General features: G+C 47.7%; 14 protein-coding genes. 9 read left to right on the top strand and 5 right to left on the bottom strand.

Annotation, left to right across the window (positions count from 1 at the left end; translation table 11 throughout):
- Window positions 1-21: 21 nt before the first annotated feature.
- The 6 genes from ACGHZ6_RS05330 (at window position 22) to ACGHZ6_RS05305 (ending at window position 6,686) form a co-directional block, all read left to right on the top strand.
- Window positions 22-1,986 carry an acetyl/propionyl/methylcrotonyl-CoA carboxylase subunit alpha gene (locus ACGHZ6_RS05330; RefSeq protein ID WP_390617777.1) on the top strand — a complete coding sequence of 655 codons (1,965 nt, stop codon included), beginning with the start codon at window positions 22-24 and terminating at the stop codon, window positions 1,984-1,986.
- Window positions 1,987-2,319: 333 nt separating this feature from the next.
- Window positions 2,320-4,092 (top strand): acyclic terpene utilization AtuA family protein, encoded by a 1,773-nt coding sequence (locus ACGHZ6_RS05325; protein ID WP_390617776.1) that lies wholly within the window; start codon window positions 2,320-2,322, stop codon window positions 4,090-4,092.
- A 198-nt stretch (window positions 4,093-4,290) separates the two neighbouring features.
- Window positions 4,291-5,097 (top strand): enoyl-CoA hydratase/isomerase family protein, encoded by an 807-nt coding sequence (locus ACGHZ6_RS05320; RefSeq protein WP_390617775.1) that lies wholly within the window; start codon window positions 4,291-4,293, stop codon window positions 5,095-5,097.
- Window positions 5,098-5,204: 107 nt separating this feature from the next.
- Window positions 5,205-5,975, top strand: a complete 771-nt coding sequence (locus ACGHZ6_RS05315; protein ID WP_390617774.1) for an enoyl-CoA hydratase/isomerase family protein — start codon at window positions 5,205-5,207, stop codon at window positions 5,973-5,975.
- A gap of 77 nt (window positions 5,976-6,052) precedes the next feature.
- Window positions 6,053-6,379, top strand: coding sequence for a type II toxin-antitoxin system RelE/ParE family toxin (locus ACGHZ6_RS05310; protein ID WP_390617773.1), 327 nt, complete (start codon window positions 6,053-6,055; stop codon window positions 6,377-6,379).
- Window positions 6,372-6,686: a helix-turn-helix domain-containing protein gene (locus ACGHZ6_RS05305; protein ID WP_390617772.1), complete on the top strand. Its 315-nt coding sequence runs from the start codon at window positions 6,372-6,374 to the stop codon at window positions 6,684-6,686. The genes ACGHZ6_RS05310 and ACGHZ6_RS05305 overlap by 8 nt, the downstream gene beginning before the upstream one ends.
- Before the next feature lie 119 nt (window positions 6,687-6,805).
- Here ACGHZ6_RS05305 and ACGHZ6_RS05300 read toward each other — a convergent pair whose 3' ends face one another.
- Together ACGHZ6_RS05300 and ACGHZ6_RS05295 are read right to left on the bottom strand one after the other, a co-directional pair.
- Complete coding sequence (locus ACGHZ6_RS05300; protein ID WP_390617771.1) at window positions 6,806-9,352, bottom strand: neutral/alkaline non-lysosomal ceramidase N-terminal domain-containing protein; 2,547 nt, start codon at window positions 9,350-9,352, stop codon at window positions 6,806-6,808.
- Window positions 9,353-9,687: 335 nt separating this feature from the next.
- A complete protein-coding gene (locus tag ACGHZ6_RS05295) occupies window positions 9,688-10,650 on the bottom strand; it encodes an AraC family transcriptional regulator (protein ID WP_390617770.1) in 963 nt (320 codons plus the stop codon).
- Window positions 10,651-10,973: 323 nt separating this feature from the next.
- On the opposite strand from ACGHZ6_RS05295, the gene ACGHZ6_RS05290 reads away from it, so the two are divergent.
- Window positions 10,974-11,942: an NAD(P)H-dependent flavin oxidoreductase gene (locus ACGHZ6_RS05290; protein WP_390617769.1), complete on the top strand. Its 969-nt coding sequence runs from the start codon at window positions 10,974-10,976 to the stop codon at window positions 11,940-11,942.
- A 117-nt stretch (window positions 11,943-12,059) separates the two neighbouring features.
- On the opposite strand, the gene ACGHZ6_RS05285 is transcribed toward ACGHZ6_RS05290, so the two are convergent.
- Both ACGHZ6_RS05285 and ACGHZ6_RS05280 read right to left on the bottom strand, forming a co-directional pair.
- Complete coding sequence (locus ACGHZ6_RS05285; protein WP_390617768.1) at window positions 12,060-12,779, bottom strand: hypothetical protein; 720 nt, start codon at window positions 12,777-12,779, stop codon at window positions 12,060-12,062.
- A gap of 134 nt (window positions 12,780-12,913) precedes the next feature.
- Window positions 12,914-13,936 carry an AraC family transcriptional regulator gene (locus tag ACGHZ6_RS05280; RefSeq protein ID WP_390617767.1) on the bottom strand — a complete coding sequence of 341 codons (1,023 nt, stop codon included), beginning with the start codon at window positions 13,934-13,936 and terminating at the stop codon, window positions 12,914-12,916.
- 178 nt (window positions 13,937-14,114) lie between these two features.
- On the opposite strand from ACGHZ6_RS05280, the gene ACGHZ6_RS05275 reads away from it, so the two are divergent.
- Window positions 14,115-16,406 (top strand): TonB-dependent receptor, encoded by a 2,292-nt coding sequence (locus ACGHZ6_RS05275; protein ID WP_390617766.1) that lies wholly within the window; start codon window positions 14,115-14,117, stop codon window positions 16,404-16,406.
- Window positions 16,407-16,450: 44 nt separating this feature from the next.
- Window positions 16,451-17,710 carry an alpha/beta fold hydrolase gene (locus ACGHZ6_RS05270; protein WP_390617765.1) on the top strand — a complete coding sequence of 420 codons (1,260 nt, stop codon included), beginning with the start codon at window positions 16,451-16,453 and terminating at the stop codon, window positions 17,708-17,710.
- 96 nt (window positions 17,711-17,806) lie between these two features.
- Here the strand turns inward: ACGHZ6_RS05270 and ACGHZ6_RS05265 are convergent, their stop codons facing one another.
- The gene (locus ACGHZ6_RS05265; protein ID WP_390617764.1) at window positions 17,807-18,016 is read right to left on the bottom strand and encodes a hypothetical protein; all 210 of its coding nucleotides are present in this window, start codon (window positions 18,014-18,016) and stop codon (window positions 17,807-17,809) included.
- Window positions 18,017-18,020 lie beyond the last annotated feature (4 nt).

Raw genomic sequence — 18,020 nt, 5'->3', positions numbered from 1 at the left:
CAAAACTAGGAATTTAAAAACATGAGCAAAATTACCAAAGTATTAGTTGCTAACCGTGGCGAGATTGCCGTTCGCGTGATGCGTACCGCCCGCGATCTGGGTTATCGTACTGTCGCCGTTTACAGTGAAGCCGATGCCGGAGCCCTGCACGTCAGTGAGGCCGACCAGGCCGTTTGTATTGGCCCTGCCGCTGTCGGTGAATCCTACCTGGTAGCGGAAAAAATTCTCGAAGCCGCCAAACAGACTGGCGCCGATGCTATTCACCCGGGTTACGGTTTCTTATCAGAAAATGCCGCCTTCTCCGAAGCGTGTGAAGAAGCTGGTATTACCTTTATCGGCCCACGTAGCGAAGCTATCAATTTGATGGGCAGCAAGCGTTTGTCCAAGATCGCCATGATCGACGCCGGTGTACCTTGTATCCCTGGTTATCAAGACGCAGACCAGTCTGACGAAACCCTGCTGGCCAAAGCCAAAGACATCGGTTTCCCGCTGATGGTTAAAGCCTCCGCTGGTGGTGGTGGTCGCGGTATGCGCCTGGTGTTTGAAGAAAGCGAGTTGGCCGAACAAATTCGCACCGCACGCTCGGAAGCAGAAACCGCGTTTGGCAGCGGTGAACTGATTCTGGAACGCGCCGTATTAGAACCACGCCATATTGAAATTCAGGTATTTGCCGACGAGCATGGTAATGCGGTTTACCTGGGCGAGCGTGATTGTTCTATTCAGCGTCGCCACCAGAAAGTTGTTGAAGAAGCCCCGTCGCCGTTTGTAGACCCGGAGCTGCGTCAACGTATGGGTGAAGCTGCCGTTAACGCTGCCAAAGCCTGTAACTACCGTGGCGCCGGTACCGTTGAGTTCCTGGTCGACAAAGACAAGAACTTCTACTTCCTGGAAATGAATACCCGCTTGCAGGTAGAACACCCGGTAACCGAACTGATCACCGGTCAGGATCTGGTAGCCTGGCAATTAAAAGTCGCCGCTGGTGAAACCCTGCCATTAGGCCAGGATGACATTGAGCTAAACGGTCACGCCGTTGAAGTTCGCCTGTATGCAGAAGATCCGCGTAATAACTTTATGCCACAAACTGGTCAAGTGCGCTTATGGGACTACCCTGAGCGTGCCGGTATCCGTATGGATCACGGTATTCAAACCGGTCAGGAAGTTAGCCCTTTCTATGACCCAATGATTGCCAAAGTGATTGCCTACGGTGACAACCGCGCCGAAGCGATTCGTCGTCTGGCCTCTGCGGTTCAAGACACGCAACTGCTGGGCATGAACAACAATAAATTGTTCCTACAAAATGTTCTGCGTCACGATGTGTTTGGTGCTGGTGAAGCGACTACTGCGTTTATCGAGCAGCACTTCAGTGCTGATGTCAGCATGGACCAAAAGCAACCGTCCAATAACACCCTGGCAAAAGCCGCGCTGCTGAATTACCAACGCGCTATTAAAGAAGGTCAAGCCAGTAGCTCCAACTGGAGTCGTGCTATCGCCCAAAGTTATGTCTATAAACTGGAGTTTGATGGCCAAGCCAATGTCGTCACTCTGGTTAACAATGACGATTACTTTGAGATCTCTGTGGGTGATGACACCTTCACTCTCAACTTTGTTGCCTTGGAAGACAATCGCTGCACCTATATTGAAAACGGTGTCCGCGAGAATATGCACTTTGCCTTCGATAACAAGACGCTGTACCTGGATGATGGGACTGGCCACTTCATTATTGAAGATATCACCCATCAACCTGCCGCCGCTGCTGGCGGTGCGGGTAGCGGTCAAATCAAAGCCTCTATGGACGGCGCTATTGTTGAAGTGATGGTGAAAGAAGGTGATACGGTTGAAGCCGGTCAAACCCTGGTGGTACTGGAAGCCATGAAGATGGAGCATCCATTAAAAGCCGGTATCAGTGGTACCGTCACAGCAATCAGCTGTGAAGCCGGTCAGCAGGTGAAAACCAAACAACTGCTGATCACAGTAGAAGGCGAATAAAACATAGTCATCCCTGCCGTCTTGAAAATCTGTTCAGATGACTAAAGGGATGATGGTTTTAGGTTGGTATATCAGAATCTAAGGATTACCAGCCATAAGATAAACTTAAAAATTAGCACGTCATCCCCGCGCACAAGGTGAATTGCCTAGCAAGAGAAGGCAGCCTGGGCTGGGCGGGGATCCAGTGACTTTGATCTTTGAGTGTTTTTCCGCAGTACCTTACAGACAAAAGCCACTGGATACCCAAAGCACTCGCGATGCTCGCGGGGCAGGCCCTTCCAACCTGCGCGGGAATGACATTCTCTAAATACTCACGTAAAAAAGAGAACAACGATGACTGATGTAATTAAGATTGCCAACTGCAGCGGTTTTTACGGCGACAAATTATCCGCAGCTAAAGAAATGGTCGAAGGCGGTCCTATTGATGTATTGACTGGTGACTACCTGGCAGAACTGACCATGGCCATTTTGTACGGCCAAAAAATGAAACGTAACACAGGTTATGTTGGAACATTTTTAAAGCAGGTCAAACAAGTTCTGCAACCCTGTATTGAAAAAAACATAAAAATCGTCAGCAATGCCGGCGGTTTAAATCCCGCTGCTATGGCCGATGCGGTAAAAGAAATTGCCAAAGAACTGGAACTCGATGTTAAGGTTGCCTATATCGACGGTGATGATCTATCACCACGTATGCAAGAGCTGCAAGGCGAAGGCGAAGCCTTTAGGAATATGGATACCGGCCAAAACCTGGCAGACAGTAAAAACCACCTGCTAACCGCCAACGCCTATCTGGGTGCCTGGGGTATTAAAGAAGCCCTGGATCAAGGCGCCGATATAGTGATTTGCCCGCGCGTTACCGATGCCGCCGTAGTGATTGGCCCTGCCGCCTGGAAATTTAACTGGCAACGCACTGACTACGATGCACTAGCCGGTGCACTGGCCGCAGGTCATGTGATCGAATGTGGTCAACAGGCGACCGGTGGTAACTATGCTTTCTTCCAGGAAGTACCGAGCTTTGACAACCCCGGTTACCCCATTGCCGAAATTGAAGCCAACGGTAACTTCACCATTACCAAACACGCTGGCACCGGCGGTTTGGTTTCTGTCGGTACGGTAAAATCTCAACTGCTGTATGAGATTGGTGACCCGGCCTATAAAAACCCGGATGTGATTGGCCACTTCGATACTCTGAGTATTGAACAGGTGGGTGAAGATCGCGTTTACGTTAGCGGCTGTAAAGGCTCCTGCCCGCCACCAAGTCACAAGGTCTGTATCAATACCCTGGGCGGTTTCCGCAACGGTTTTGAAATTATGCTGACCGGCCTGGACATCGAAGAAAAAGCCAAGATACTGACCGACACTTTCTTCAAAAATATTGGCGGCAAAGAACAGTTTGACGATGTATCTATCGAACTGCTGCGTACCGATAAAGAAAACCCACAATGTAATGAAGAGGCCTTCGCCCGCCTGCGCATAGTGGCCAAGTCCAGCGATAAGGATTTAGTCGGCCGCCTGTTTAGCGCCAAGATGATTGAAATCGCCCTGGCCAATATTCCTGGCTTTGGCCCAATGAACCCTATCGGCAACGGCGACAGCTTCCTGGTGTACTGGCCTACCTTGGTGGACAGTCAATATATCACCGAGTATGTGCATATTGATGATCAAGTCACCGAGGTTACGCCAACCAGTCAACTTGAGCTTGAGCCAGTTAATCATCAGGTTGTACCAGCTACCGTAGCCGCCGCACCGGCTGGTGACACTGTCAGTATTCCATTCGGTCGCCTGTTCGGTACTCGCTCCGGTGATAAAGGCGGCTGTGCCAACGTCGGCGTTTGGGCCACTAGTGAAGAAGCCTATGGATTCCTGCACGAGTTTTTGACCGTTGAGCGTTTGAAAGCCCTGATGCCGGAAACTGCAGACCTGGAAATTGTTCGCTACGATTTAGCCAATATTCACTCGCTGAATTTCTTTATCAAAGGTATTTTGGGTGAAGGTGTTGCCTCTTCGGTTCGCATGGATCCACAGGCGAAATCTATGGGTGAATACTTGCGGGCGAAAGTGATTGAAGTGCCGGCGGTGTTGGCTGACGCAGTAAAGAATGCATAGCGTTTTCGCTAAGCTATAGCTAACACATAAAACTTAAAATTTAGCACGCCATCCCCTCGAAAGAGGGGATCCAGGGCTACGGAGTGAATCACTCTCATCCAGCGCTGAATGAATACTTCACATAAATTCAGCCAATGTGCCACAACACTGGATACCCGCTTTCGCGGGTATAGCAACATAAAGATACGAGAATAAATCATGACTGAAGAAAAATTATCTCTCGAAGGCCTGGTTTTTGAAGCGGTAGAACTTGAAACCAAAAACCACATCCTAACCATCACACTAAACCGCCCACAACGCAAAAACGCCATTAATCCCACCATGGCCGCCGAAATTATCTACGCCCTGGACTACGCCAAACAGGAACGCGATATCCGCGTCGTAGTCCTGGCCGCCAAAGGCGATGTCTTCTGCGCCGGTGGCGATCTGGCAGCCATGAGCGGTAAAGGCAGCGAAACCACATCAACCGTACCGGTTCGCGGCGGTACTGACGATATCGCCCTGCGCTTCCGTCACCTCAACAAACCTTCCATTGCTTGTGTGCAAGGAAACCTGTTTGCCGGTGCCCTGTTATTCCTCTGTAATGTGACCCACGCCATTGCCGCTGAAGGCGTGAAATTCTCCGCCCCGGAAATCAAACGCGGTATCTGGCCGTTTATGGTGATGGGTGGCCTGTTCCGCGTTATGCCTCAGCGTGCCGCACTGGATTTTGTTATGCGTGGCAATTCCATCTCTACCGCTCAGGCGGAGAAATGGGGACTGATTAACGAAGCCGTTCCTGCAGATGCATTACAAGACCATGTCGCAAGCTTGGCTGCAGAACTCGCCAGCCTTGCCCCAGGAACCATGCAACTTGGCCTGGCGGCTTATGTAGCACAGGATGCAATGGACTTTGACAGCGCCCTGCCTTTCCTGCGTAAACAGCTGGATGCCTGCCTGCAAAGTGCCGATGCCAAAGAAGGTATTACCGCATTTTTGGAAAAGCGTGAGCCCAAGTGGGACTAAATCCAACCGCTAGCGCATAACGTCAAACACGGGGGATTCTCAACAATCCCCCGTATTTTTTTACAGAACGACAATTTATAAAAAGCAAACGAGAGTGGAGAATTAACATGAGTGAGCTGATACTTCAGGAACTCAATGAAGGCGTATTACTTATTACCCTCAACAACCCCAAAAAGAAAAATGCGTTTAATGCGGAAGCCTGGATCGGATTGGCTGAAACGCTCAATTCGGCAAAAGATAATCCTGAGATCAATGTGGTTGTCATTACCGGCGCCGGTAAGGATTTCTCGGCAGGCCAGGACCTGGGCGATTTAACCGGTAAAGATGACGCAGGCCTGAGCCCCTACCAACATACCGAAAGAGCACTGCTGGATTTTGATAAACCCGTCTTAATGTGTGCCAAAGGTGTAGCCGTAGGCGGTGGAGGTACCATACTTTTCCATGCTGATATTGCTTATGTCGGCGAAAGCTTACGTTTTAGACTACCCTTCACCAGCCTGGGCCTGGCGCCAGAGTTTGGCAGTTCCTACTTACTGCAAGCCAATATCGGTGCGCAGCGCGCGGCAGAGATTCTTTTGTGCGCCGAATGGCTGGATGCCGACCAAGCAGTAGAATGCGGCATTGCCGCCAGAAAATTCAGTGATGACGAACTGCTGGATAAAACCCTGGAAAAAGCCCATACCATCGCCAAGCTGGCACCCAATGCCCTGCGTGAGTCCAAACGCTGTATAAAACTGGCTCAACGCCAACATCTTGAAGCAGCCTATAAAATGGAAAGTGATTCCATGGATAAGCTCAGAGGTAGCGAGGAGAACACTGAGGCCATTATGGCCTTGTTCGAGAAAAGGGAGCCGGATTTTAAAAAGCTCGCCAAGTAAAAGCCTTATCGCTACGTTGACAGCCCCTAGCCCCAACTATACACTAATAGCGTACAAATGGATTTGTAAGGCTGCCCATGAAGGGACTATTTATTGAAACACCTGCTTTTGAGCGCTTGTTACCTAACTATTTAAGCGACGATGATTATTGTGAGTTGCAACAAGCGCTTCTAAGTAAACCCCAAGCTGGGGCAGTTATTCAGGGAACTGGTGGCATCCGTAAGATTCGATGGGCACCTCAAGGTAGCGGTAAGCGAGGAGGCTTAAGGGTTATCTATTATGTACATAGTGCCAAGACCCGGTTCTATATGTTGACTCTATACAAAAAAGGTGAGGTCTCTGATTTATCCCCATCAGAGAAAAAAACTCTGAAGCGTTTGGTTGAGGTATTAGAAAATGAGTAAGCGCGATCTGTTTGCTGAAATCAGCGAAGGGCTTGAAGCCGTCGTTGAACACAATCAAGGTAAAATCACCTTAAAAACCACCGAGCTAGAAATATTGCCCCCAGTGACAATCACTGGTGCTGAGATTGTAGATATTCGCACCCGGTTGAATGTGTCGCGTGCTGTACTTGCAGCAGCACTGAGAATTAAACCGAGAAAGCTCGAGAAATGGGAGCAAGATATATCGACTCCTAGTCCAGAAGCGGCAACACTGATCAAACTAATGGCCAAGCACCCAGATATGGTGGAGCGAATACACGCGCTTTAGTCATCTTGACGTGTGCAACACTTGGCACCGAATATACGCTCCTCTCAAACCCAATATCGCTAGCCTAGTCAGAGCCCAAAACATGACCACACCAATGTACTGGGCTCTGTATAGACTCTTTAGGGAATTTTCACTGTAAATCGTTCCCAGGAACCGATGTTACTGCGGTTGGCATTAACGTCGTCGTTAGATTCGGCAACCATATATTTATTGTGAACACTCTTCAGCGAGATCACATCGTTGTTGGCAATACAGCCAGAGTTATCACTGTGGTTAGTTAGTGTAAACCGCTCCCAGCTCCCCAAAGCACTGGCTTTAGCATCCAAACCACCGTTGGAGTGAGCACGGAAATAGTAACCACCACCGGTAACCAGGGCTACCGAATCCCCATGCTGTACGCAACTATCCTCATCCAGGTCAACCATATTGAAGCTTTCATGGCTACCAATAGCACTGCGATCGGCGTAGACATTTGAACCGCCATTACCGCTGGCTCGCACATATTGCCCGTGGGCGCCTAACAGCGAAACCCCGGCAATAACATCGCCCACATTGTTAACCGTAAACTCACGGCTTTTGCCCGAGTAACTGTTAATGGACCCATTCCAACCGCTCTTCCAGTGGCCTTCGTGACGCAGACGATAAATACCGGTTTCAATGTCGTTGGGGATATCCCACTGCAAAGTCACATAGGAACATGCCAAACAGTCAATGGCCGTATCACGTAACCAGTGGAACTGTGTACTGGTATCGTTTTCGGTATACAGCGTTAACCAGCTACCATCACTTTGTTTTTGCTGAACCTTAAGAAAGGCACCCATGGTTTTAAAATTATTTTGCGGGTGCCCGGAACGGAAGGTCGCTGATGCGGTAGCGCCTTGCAAATACACGGCAGCAGCATCACTTGTGGTTTCACCAAAAGATTCCCACAAACGCTTATCGTCATAAACCACACCAATGGTATGAATAATCTGATCATCGGATAAATCATCCGGTGTAGGCCCCATCGCAACGGTGGAACCATTAACTAACGCGGCGGCCTGCTGATCAAACACCTGACGATAAGCCGCCAAGGTGTTGGGCCCAAAAATCGTATGGCCACCGGCGTAATGTTGAATGCTGTATTCTTCCGGAGTGGTGATATAACCGCTATAGGCGTTGGCTAAACCCGCAACCACAATATGTTCTACACCGGTACCAGCAAGGGTCTTCTGCAAGTCAGCGCGTAAGCGACGAGCTGACATAGTGGTCATTTCACCTGGTACCCCGACCAGCACCAGCTCACCGATTTGAAAAGTCTGAAAAGGCAGTACATCAGTGTACAAGCGAATACCGTCAGTGAGTTTTGTGTTCAGAAAGGTTGGCTTGGGATACTGACAGGCCTCATGGGAATCATCCCCTACCGTAACATCAGACAAGATATTCATCGCTGCAAGTAGCGGATAGCCATCAAACACGGTTTCGATTAAGGAGCCACTTTGGTTCCATACGGTACCTTCGTTATCCTGGGTCATTCCCTCAACAATGCCGTCAATATTTGAAGGGCCATCGCGGTACTGACCCGCCGTGAATGACCAGCCCAGGGTGCCTTCACAAACCACTTCATCGGAACCGGTATGCGTGTAAGCCTGGCTGACAGCATAACCCGGCATATTCACATATTGAAACTGATGGGCCAGATTACCGCTAACAGATGTGTTAGCGTTATTGTAAAGCGTTAGGGCTTTGTCATATTGTTTGTGGGCAACCTGATTAACGCCATCAACTTCACTGCTACCGCAACTGTCTTCAATACCACAACGATTAGGCGAAACGTCCCCTTCTTCACTGTTAGCAAACGCGGCTACAAAACCCTCAGACAGCGGAGGAAAGGCGCCCTTATGATTTTCAAAAAGTTGGCTGGCAACACCTTTGTTGTCACCACTGATTAAGCGAAATTCCTGCGAGGCAGAGACATTATGCATACCAAACCAGTTGATCATGCCGACCTCTTCGCCATTATCCTTTACCAACTTCAGTAACGTCATGGTCTGGTTGGTATCGGTGGCGTAATCCGCAGCATCCGGGTTCAAGGCATAGGCTTCAGGGCTGCGATTAATATTGGTATCAGCCAGTTCGCCTTGGGCAAGTTTGATACTGCCTTCTGCACGTGAATTAAAGGCCTGCCGAATTGATTGGTAAATGCCATCAACAATCACGTTGTAGTTATCGCTGTCATAACCAAAGGCGGTCATATTAAGCATGACCGTGTGATCATAACCGCCGGGCCCTACATGAGTATGGGTTGCGGTTAGCATAACGTTACTGACATCCAGATAGGCTGACAGCGTACTGTCATTGGCAATTCTCTTTAATACGCCCTGATGTACACCCTGAGTAATGCTCTGAATATCGGCACTGACAAACACGACATAATTGTCGGTGCCCGGTTTGCCTATGGTGAATGCTCGCGACCAAAGTCGGGTATGAATGCCCTGGGTGGTCTGACTGGTATTACCGTAACCCACCATACCGCGATCTGCTGCAGGGCCGGTAATATCGTATATGCCTGCACCCACCACCCACTCGCCGGCTTGGGTTGTAACTGCATGCATTGTGGTTAATAACAGTATACTGATAGAGGCGACATCTCTCATATGTCGCGCTAGACGGTTTTTTATTTTCATTATCTTCTCCGTAGAGCGTTATCGTATTACCTCGCTTACCGCTTTACTCACCAACGACATCAGCAGCCCTGCTCACAGGCCAAGAACATCGTGACGTACATCATTTTGAAGGTAGATTCTATGGATCTTTGTGTGATGGGCAGCGAACTTTATTGTTAAGGTTTGTATCGCTGCTTTCCGATAGAAATACTAGAAGATTGAAAAACCAAAAAAACCACACAAACGGCCAAGCCACGACATATTCGGACAAAACGCAAAAAACGATTCAAAAATGCGGTGAACAAATGTTATTAGGTTTACATTCTGCCTAGAGCAGCAGAGGCATTCTTGATAATTCAGTATTCTGCCGCTGAGAAAATATTTTGCTTCTCTCGGTAGGCACTTGGCGGAACACCGACCCACTGTTTAAACGTCCGGGTGAATGGGCTGGTCTCAGAAAATCCCAGTTTGGCACTGATTTCTTCAATGGTGAGATCGGTATTGATCAGCAATTCAATGGCGGAATCGCGCTTAAGATGATTTTTGATGGTCAGATAACTTGTGCCTTCATCGGCCAATCGACGCTGTAATGTATAGGGTTTGACCTTCATAAGCTTTGCTAGCTCCGGCAAGGTCGGTAGAGCATTGAGCTTATCACTAATTATGTTTTCCACTTCCGACGCCCAGCTGTCGGTTTTAAAGTGGAGTTGAAACAAATTGAAATACACATCTTCAAGCAATACCTCCAAACTGGCATTATCTTGCCTCACCGGTTTTTGTAATAGTGATCGCGGTAAAGTCATGCTTGCGCGGTCGTAGCCAAAGGACAAAGGGGCACCATAGAATACGGCGCGAAACTCATGAGCCATATCCGGCCTAGGCAATTTAAAATGCAGATGGCGAATGGCGATAATTTCCCGGCATAACCAACTGAGTATCCGGTGAATCACAAAGAAAATATCGGCAGCATACTCATCCTCATCGTAGGGTGGATCGATAATCAGGTGAACCTGATCCCCCTCAACCTCCGAATGAAAGCTAAACCCTTTGTCGACTATCAGGTAAAAATTCTGCATACGCTCAAGCACCTGCTCCAGAGTTCTGGCACTCACCAGCCAGTGCATCAGTAATGAACGGCTCCCCATCGGCAAAGGCGCACGACCGCGCCCCAGCATCTCATCACCCGAGGCCAATATCAGGGAACTGGTGAATCTGGCCAGCTGCGCCAGTGTCACCCTGGCATCCGGCACGACTAATAGCGCCTTGGGGATACGACACTCTGCTAACAAGGTATCAACCACCTCCGAGCTTAAAGACACTTTACTTAAAGCCGCATTTATAAAGGAGATGCCGAAAGATAGGGACTTTTTATCGGTTTTTCGCATGTTTAGTGGTATATAAGACGTATTTCTCTTGATTCTGGCTTGCTTGTGGCCCACATATTCCGCTACCCACAAACCCATAGTATTCCATAATATCAGCCAAAATTGTTATAAAGTATCAACCAGTCTGTGTATCCCGGTCATTCATCTCCCCCCTAGGGTTACAGATAATAAGCACACGACATTACCAAGCCCTCGCTATTGGTAAGGCTACGCAGCCCTCAAACCAGGGGCAGTTAACTACCTTTTCAGGAGATATCATGAAAACTCGTATTACTGAATTACTCGGCATCGAATACCCTATCGTCTGTGGCGGTATGATGCGTGTAGGTACTGCCGAGCTGGCAGCTGCTGTATCCAATGCCGGCGGCCTGGGTATTATGACCGCCCTGACCTGCCCAACCCCTGAGTTGCTGAAAGCCGAAATCAAGAAGTGTCAGTCACTGACCGACAAGCCCTTCGCCGTAAACCTGACCGTGGGTGTGGTTGCCACTGAGATTAACTACGATGATTACGTGGATGTGATCTGTGCAAGCGGCGTGAAGATTGTTGAGACCGCTGGTCGCAGCCCTGAGCCGTTTATGGAGAAGTTTAATGCCAACGACATTAAAGTTATCCACAAATGTGTGGCTGTACGACATGCGCTGAAGGCTGAAAAGATTGGTGTAGCTGCAGTTAGTATCGATGGCTTTGAATGTGCCGGCCACCCAGGTGAAGAAGACATTCCAGGCCTCGTATTGATTCCTGCTGCTGCCGACCAAGTTAAGATTCCTATTCTGGCCTCCGGTGGTATTGCCGATGGCCGTGGCCTGGCAGCTGCTCTGGCATTGGGTGCAGACGGTATCAATATGGGCACTCGCTTCCTGGCGACCAAAGAAGCTCCAGCACATGACAATATCAAGCAAGCTATTGTCAACATGAAAGAAACCGATACCTCTTTGCTGTTCCGTAAGTTTAAAAATACCGCTCGTGTATTTAAAAACGATATTGCGGTTAAGGTACAGGAAATTGAAAATTCCGGTGGTGAGTTCGGTGATATCCATCAGTATGTAAGTGGTAAAAACCAGGAGAAAGCCTGGACCACCGGTGATGTTAATGCGGGAATGGTAACCTGGGGCATGTGCGGCGGATTGATTAAAGAAATCCCCACCTGTGAAGAAGTGGTTACCTCTATTGCCAACGAAGCCAAGGCAATCATCAGAGAGAAACTTGCGGCTTTAGCCGAATAAGCGAAGCCAGCAATACTCAATAAAAAAGCCGAGCCTTACACAAGACTCGGCTTTTTTATTGGCCGTACTTTTGTTGGCGAAGCTATTGTCCAAGTGCCAGAGACTAACCAGAAGTCACTACTTGCGTTCAGGATAATTGGAGAAGGGAAATTTATCGCTGGTTATCCCCAACTCATGGTAGGTTTGTTCCAGCGCTTGCGCTATAGGCTTTGCCAAGTGGTGATTCCGCGCACTGAGGTACATATAAATCGAAATATTTATATCTGATTCTTCTAATCGATATAAAGGCGTCTGCCGCTGGGCGCTCAAGTATTGTTCCAACGCTTCTGGTGCCGAAATCCAATCCAAGCGGCCACCCTGCATCATATTATTCAACTGATGGAGGTATTTTGCATAAAAAGGTTGTATCGGTTTATCGCAGTTAAACATGTCACTCAACTGTATAGCTATCTGCTCATAACCCGATAACATACCTATTCTTTGCTTACAGATATCATATGCACGGGGTTTGTTATCCGCATAAAGATAGATGGAAGTAGAAAATAACTGATATTCAACCCGTACCAGGTTTGGATATTGCTCCTTGAGTCTATAAGGCTGGAATAACAAACCGTCGCTTCCACCGCTATCCGCCTGGTAAATGGCACGTTTCACTGGCGCAAAACGCACCTCATAATCGTAACCTACACGCGCCAAGGCATCGGTTACCACGCGGTATACAGGCACCTCCTCCACTGATCCAAGGTGTCTGAGATAGCTGTACTCACTGAAGATCAGGGTTTCAGCCCTGATGCTGGCAGGTAAAACCAAAGCAGTAATCAACATCCAGCGGAGCATAAGCCTCTCCCGAAGCAGATACTTTCTATCTGCATTAATTAAAGCATAGGTACTTATTCACAGCTTATAAGCTTTCCAGCCATCGCATCAAGCATCTGCTGAGTTGGAAATATCAGCTCTTAGCTATGACAATCTCAGGCATATAGCTGCCTCCACTCCTGAGGAGACTGACCAGAAGCCACTTTAAATGCTCGAGAGAAGGCGCTTACATTGTTGTAACCCAGCATATCAGCAAGATCAACCAATGAAATATTGGAGCTTTGCAAGTAATGCTCTGCCACTTCCTGTCGAATTTCTATCAGCAAATCCCGAAAACCAACATCAAACTCTTTCAGCTCTCGCTGCAAAGCACGAGGATGCTTTCCCATCAACTGAGAGATGCCATCCAAATTACACAGGTTCGTGCCGAGGTTAGCTCTTATCAAAGTACGGACATTTTCAATCACATCCTGATCAGTCTTTTCGGATAACAGACCAGAAAGGTGCTCCTCAACTATTGCGAGCAATTCTGGATCAGCTGTCGCAATAGGAATCGATAAGTAACTTTTCGGGAAAACATACCCGTCATAATCCTGATCAAAATTTACAGGCGCTTGAAAGTAACGACTATAAATCTCACTATTTTCAGGACGAGCATGTGAAAAAGAAACCGATGTAACCGGATAGTTACCTTTTATCAAGTCTCTTGCAGCTTTAACCATCAAGGTAACCGCCAAGAGATGCAGCTGTACCATTGAGCCAGTGTAGGCAACACGCTGCTGACGCTTCATAACTATATAATCGCCTTCTTCACAGACCTGCCACAATGATGCCTGATTATAAAGCTGAGTGTATTTAAACGACTTCGCTAATGATTCCCCCACCGTAGAGCACAGTTTTGACACTTGAGCCAAAGCACCAAAACGGAACGGTTGCTGATGTTTAGCCACATAAAAACCAAAGTGGGGGCACCTATTGCGAGCGGCAACATCATCCAAGAAGGTAACCACCTGGTGGTAACCCAGAAACGTTTTTGGGCTCAGCAACTGCTGCTTACTAATACCTGATACCGCCAACGAATCGCTCAGATCAATACCCAGCTCTTCAGCGGCCTCCCAAGAGCCCAGCAGAATATCGCTATCCGTAAATAACGCCTCATCCTCAGCACCGTTTCGCATATCTATACCAAGCATTTCGTTGTGTCGTAAATTGGTATGCCTAGCGTCGCAAAATGGTACGCCCAAGTCAAGTTGCCTCTGTAGGCTTTAGTGGTAATGCGCTCATTAGCTTTTAAGTTCCTCACCAGAGCCATTATCACAATATAACAAGCACCATAAATGCGTGGAGAGATTTACTATGAGAAACCGTAAAATCGCAGTTGCCCTAAGCACCAGCTTAATGGCTGCTGCCATAAGTTCCGCCACACACGCCGAGGATAATACCTGGGCCATCGAAGAGATCGTTGTCACCGCCCAAAAACGCGCGCAAAGCTCCCAAGATGTACCCATTGCACTTTCCGCTTTTAGTAACGATATGCTCAAGCAGGTTGGTGCTACCGACTTTAAAGGCCTCACCAAGATGACGCCAGGATTTAGTGTCGCCGGTGGAAGTGATGCGTTTCCGCGTTCTTATATACGCGGTATTGGCTCCAACGATACTGGAGTAGGTGTTGATCCCAGCGTGGGCGTCTACATTGATGGTATTTATGCCTCACGTAACGGCGGTGCACTCACAGACTTAATGGATGTTGCACGAGTTGAAATTCTAAAAGGCCCACAGGGCACGCTCTTTGGACGCAATTCCATTGGCGGCGCTATCAGCATCGTGACCGAGAAGCCTTCAGAAGAACTGACAGGTGAAGTATCGGTTGAAGTCGGAAGTTACAATAACCGTGTAGCCAAAGGCCTTATTAACATCCCGCTTATAGAAGACACACTGTACATGCGAGCCTCTGGCAATATTCAAAAGCGAGATGGCTGGCAAGAAAATCTTCTGGGTGGTGCAGATGGCTATGACCGAGATCGCGCCAATGGACGATTGAAGTTTACTTGGCTGCCGAGCGATTCCGTAGAAGTAAACTTTTCGAATAGCTGGAGCCGTTACGATGAAACCTCAGGATATTTAGATAACTTATCATTTGCCCTGCCTTTTCCTCTTAACAGCAAAACATCTGACATTAACGACAAGAAAGTCGTCAGTGGAGGACTCAACCTATTTGGCAATACCGCCTTAGATGTAGCGCCTCTCGAACCCAGACTAGAGCGCTCCCTGCGAGATCACTCCGTGACTGTTGACTGGGACATCACTGATAACCTGTCGTTAGCGTCTTTATCTTCTTACCGAACTTACAGCACTTTCAGCTCTACAGATTACGACGGAACCGAGTACTACCTGCTTAATAATGAAGGCTCTACGGAATTTAACGAAACTATAAGCCAAGAGTTTCGTCTGAATGGCAGTAGCGACAATCTGGATTGGTTTGTGGGCTTAAGCGCTACTCACGAACGTAACGTATTGGATTTTAAACTTGGTTTTGCAGACTTTGGCCCCTTATCCGCAGACGTCGGTAATGCCCCCATCAATGGCGGTTTAAACTTCTCTGAAATAACCCACGTAGACACAAGCACTGACAGTTACGCCATTTATGGTGATGCCACCTGGCATGTCACCGATCGTTTGAATATTACCTTTGGCGCCCGCTACTCAGAAGATGAAAAAGATATTAAATGGGAAGCCCCAACAACCCAAGCCAATGGTGCTTCAGGCTTTAGTGGAGCAGGTTTCACCCTACCCAGCCTTTTTCAGTTTGTTGATGCCAACGGCATTCCAGATCCATCTCAAGCCCAACGCAGTGACAAATGGAGCGATTTCTCACCACGTATAGTTGTTGATTACGCCTTAGCTGAAGACGCCATGATATATGCGAGTATCAGCAAAGGGTATAAATCAGGTGGTTTTAATTCAACCCCCAACCCATCACTCAGTAATTTTCTTCGTGTCACCCCAGAAGCTACTGAAAGCGTTGACCCGGAAGAAGTGATCAATTATGAAGTCGGTATAAAATCAACCTGGTTAGACAGCCGCCTACTGGTAAACGCCTCTGTATTTGCTCTAAATTATGATGAACTCCAAGTTCGCCAAATCAACGGAGCAGTTGTACAGCTGGCCAACGCCGGCGAAGCGTCAAACAAAGGGCTTGAACTTGAGGTAAGATACCAACTAACGCAAGATTTAACGGTACTGGCCAACGCTACCTGGATGGATGCCGAATATGATGAATACTCTGTAAATGGTGAAGACTTATCCGGGACACCTTTACTGTTTTCTCCAGATTTTGCTGGAAGTATTGCGCTTGATCACAGCTATCATATAGATGGATACGGTGAGTTACGCAGTTACATCAGCTACGCCTATAAAGACGACCATCTGTACCAGGAAGGTTTTGAGCAAGAATCTTACGGTTTAGTCGATGCACGCGTCTCGCTATTAACGGAAGGTGAAGAATGGGAAATTGCCGTTTTCGCTAACAATCTGACAGATGAAGCCTATATCAACAGCTATATAGGTCAGGTTTCATCATTAGGTGTTGTTGGCGTATATCGCAATACGCCGAAGACCATCGGCGCATCTGTCAGCTATAAATTTTAATCTAACATTACCGGCGGCTTTGCCGCCGGAACTTCAAAGTATCTATGAAACTTTCAAAGCATACAAATTTATTACAAAAACTATTTTATCTTTTCATTGTCTGCTCCATTGCTCCGCCCCTATACGCCAAGGAACATACATTCACAATAACTGAGCAGTGGTTCACGCAACCCACTGACCACTCCTCTCCTCAAGAGCAAACCTTCAAGCAACAGTTAATCGTTCTCACACCCGATCAAGCTTCTAAAGATTCGGATATATTATTTATTCTTGGCAATGAAACCGATGCAACAAAAGAAAGCTTGATAAAGCTCTACCATGCCTATGGTAGCCCTAAGGACGTGACCTTTATCCAGGCAGAACACCGCGGTTATGGCCAAAGTATTACTCAAGGCCCTCAAGCTAATCCTGGATACGTCTCTGTAGAATCTGCCCTGCAAGATTACAACCGCGTTATCCATCACCTAAAGCAGACATACACTGGAAGATGGATGGCAGCGGGCTACAGTTACGGAGGCGCACTGGCCATTAACTTTGGTCATCAGTTCCCCAATGCTGTGGACGCCATTCTGGCATCAAGCGCCCCTATTCATTGGCCTTTCTTGATTCCTCAGTACGATCAGCAGGTTATGAAAAATTTAGGGTCAGCGTTAGTATCACGCCTTCATCGACATGCCTCCCAGTTAAAACCTGAAAAGCTCTACGACCAAAACTGGCAAGATAGAGAACTACTAACTGCCCTTACCGTTGCATTAAGTCAACGCAGCGATTCTCAGCATTATAAGCCTTATATCAATGGGCTAAGCTTTCTGCCAACTTCACTATTTATCAACTTCCTTCATGCATTACTCCCTGAAGAAGCTTACACATGGTCCGAAAACCGTATCGCTCAATCTCTCAGTTACGAGAAGGCCCAAACAGGAGAATATAACTGGTACACCTGGAAGTACCAACAATGTAACGAGTTAGGCTCGTTTTTTGCGCAAGGGGCATTTAACTATACACAGCAAGATCACATTAATGACTGTATAGCCTCGTTCGAAAAATCACCTGAATATTTTAATAAAGAACCCTGGGATGTCGCAGGTATGCTGGATAAACTCTCAATCCCAGCCATTGTTGTTTCAGGCGGACGAGACCCCTGGATACAAATTGGCGTGCAGCCTGACCACAGTTACTCTCATATAGACTATTTTTACAGTGAGAATGGACATCACTGTCCTGACCGAGAATCACACAAGCTTGGAGAAAAGGTATTTAAAGCCTTGAGAGCAGCAGCCCATTACAATCAGGGTAACCGCTAATTCCCTTACCACACCTTACCCACCTCTTTCAAAAAAGCCGCCATAAAGGCGGCAAAATCCTCAGAGAGTAAGAGGAGAGAAGGTAAAGATAAAAAATCAATCAACACCAACAGCAGCGAAAACTTCATCAATGGATAAACCAGAGGCATCGCTATCACAAAATGCCTTATAGGCAAAACGCCTTAATTCACCTCCAGGGTTTTCCATCCCTTTTCGGTTCACTGAAAATCCGACCTGACTTTCTTCTCGAATTTCCTGGCCTTCAGAATCCGTAAAAATCAACGTATATAAACCTTGGTATTCCATAAGC

Source organism: Maricurvus nonylphenolicus (genome assembly GCF_042854845.1).
GTDB classification, from domain to species: domain Bacteria; phylum Pseudomonadota; class Gammaproteobacteria; order Pseudomonadales; family Cellvibrionaceae; genus Maricurvus; species Maricurvus nonylphenolicus.
The sequence above is the reverse complement of the archived record's forward strand: the minus strand, read 5'-3'. Positions and strand labels throughout refer to the sequence as shown.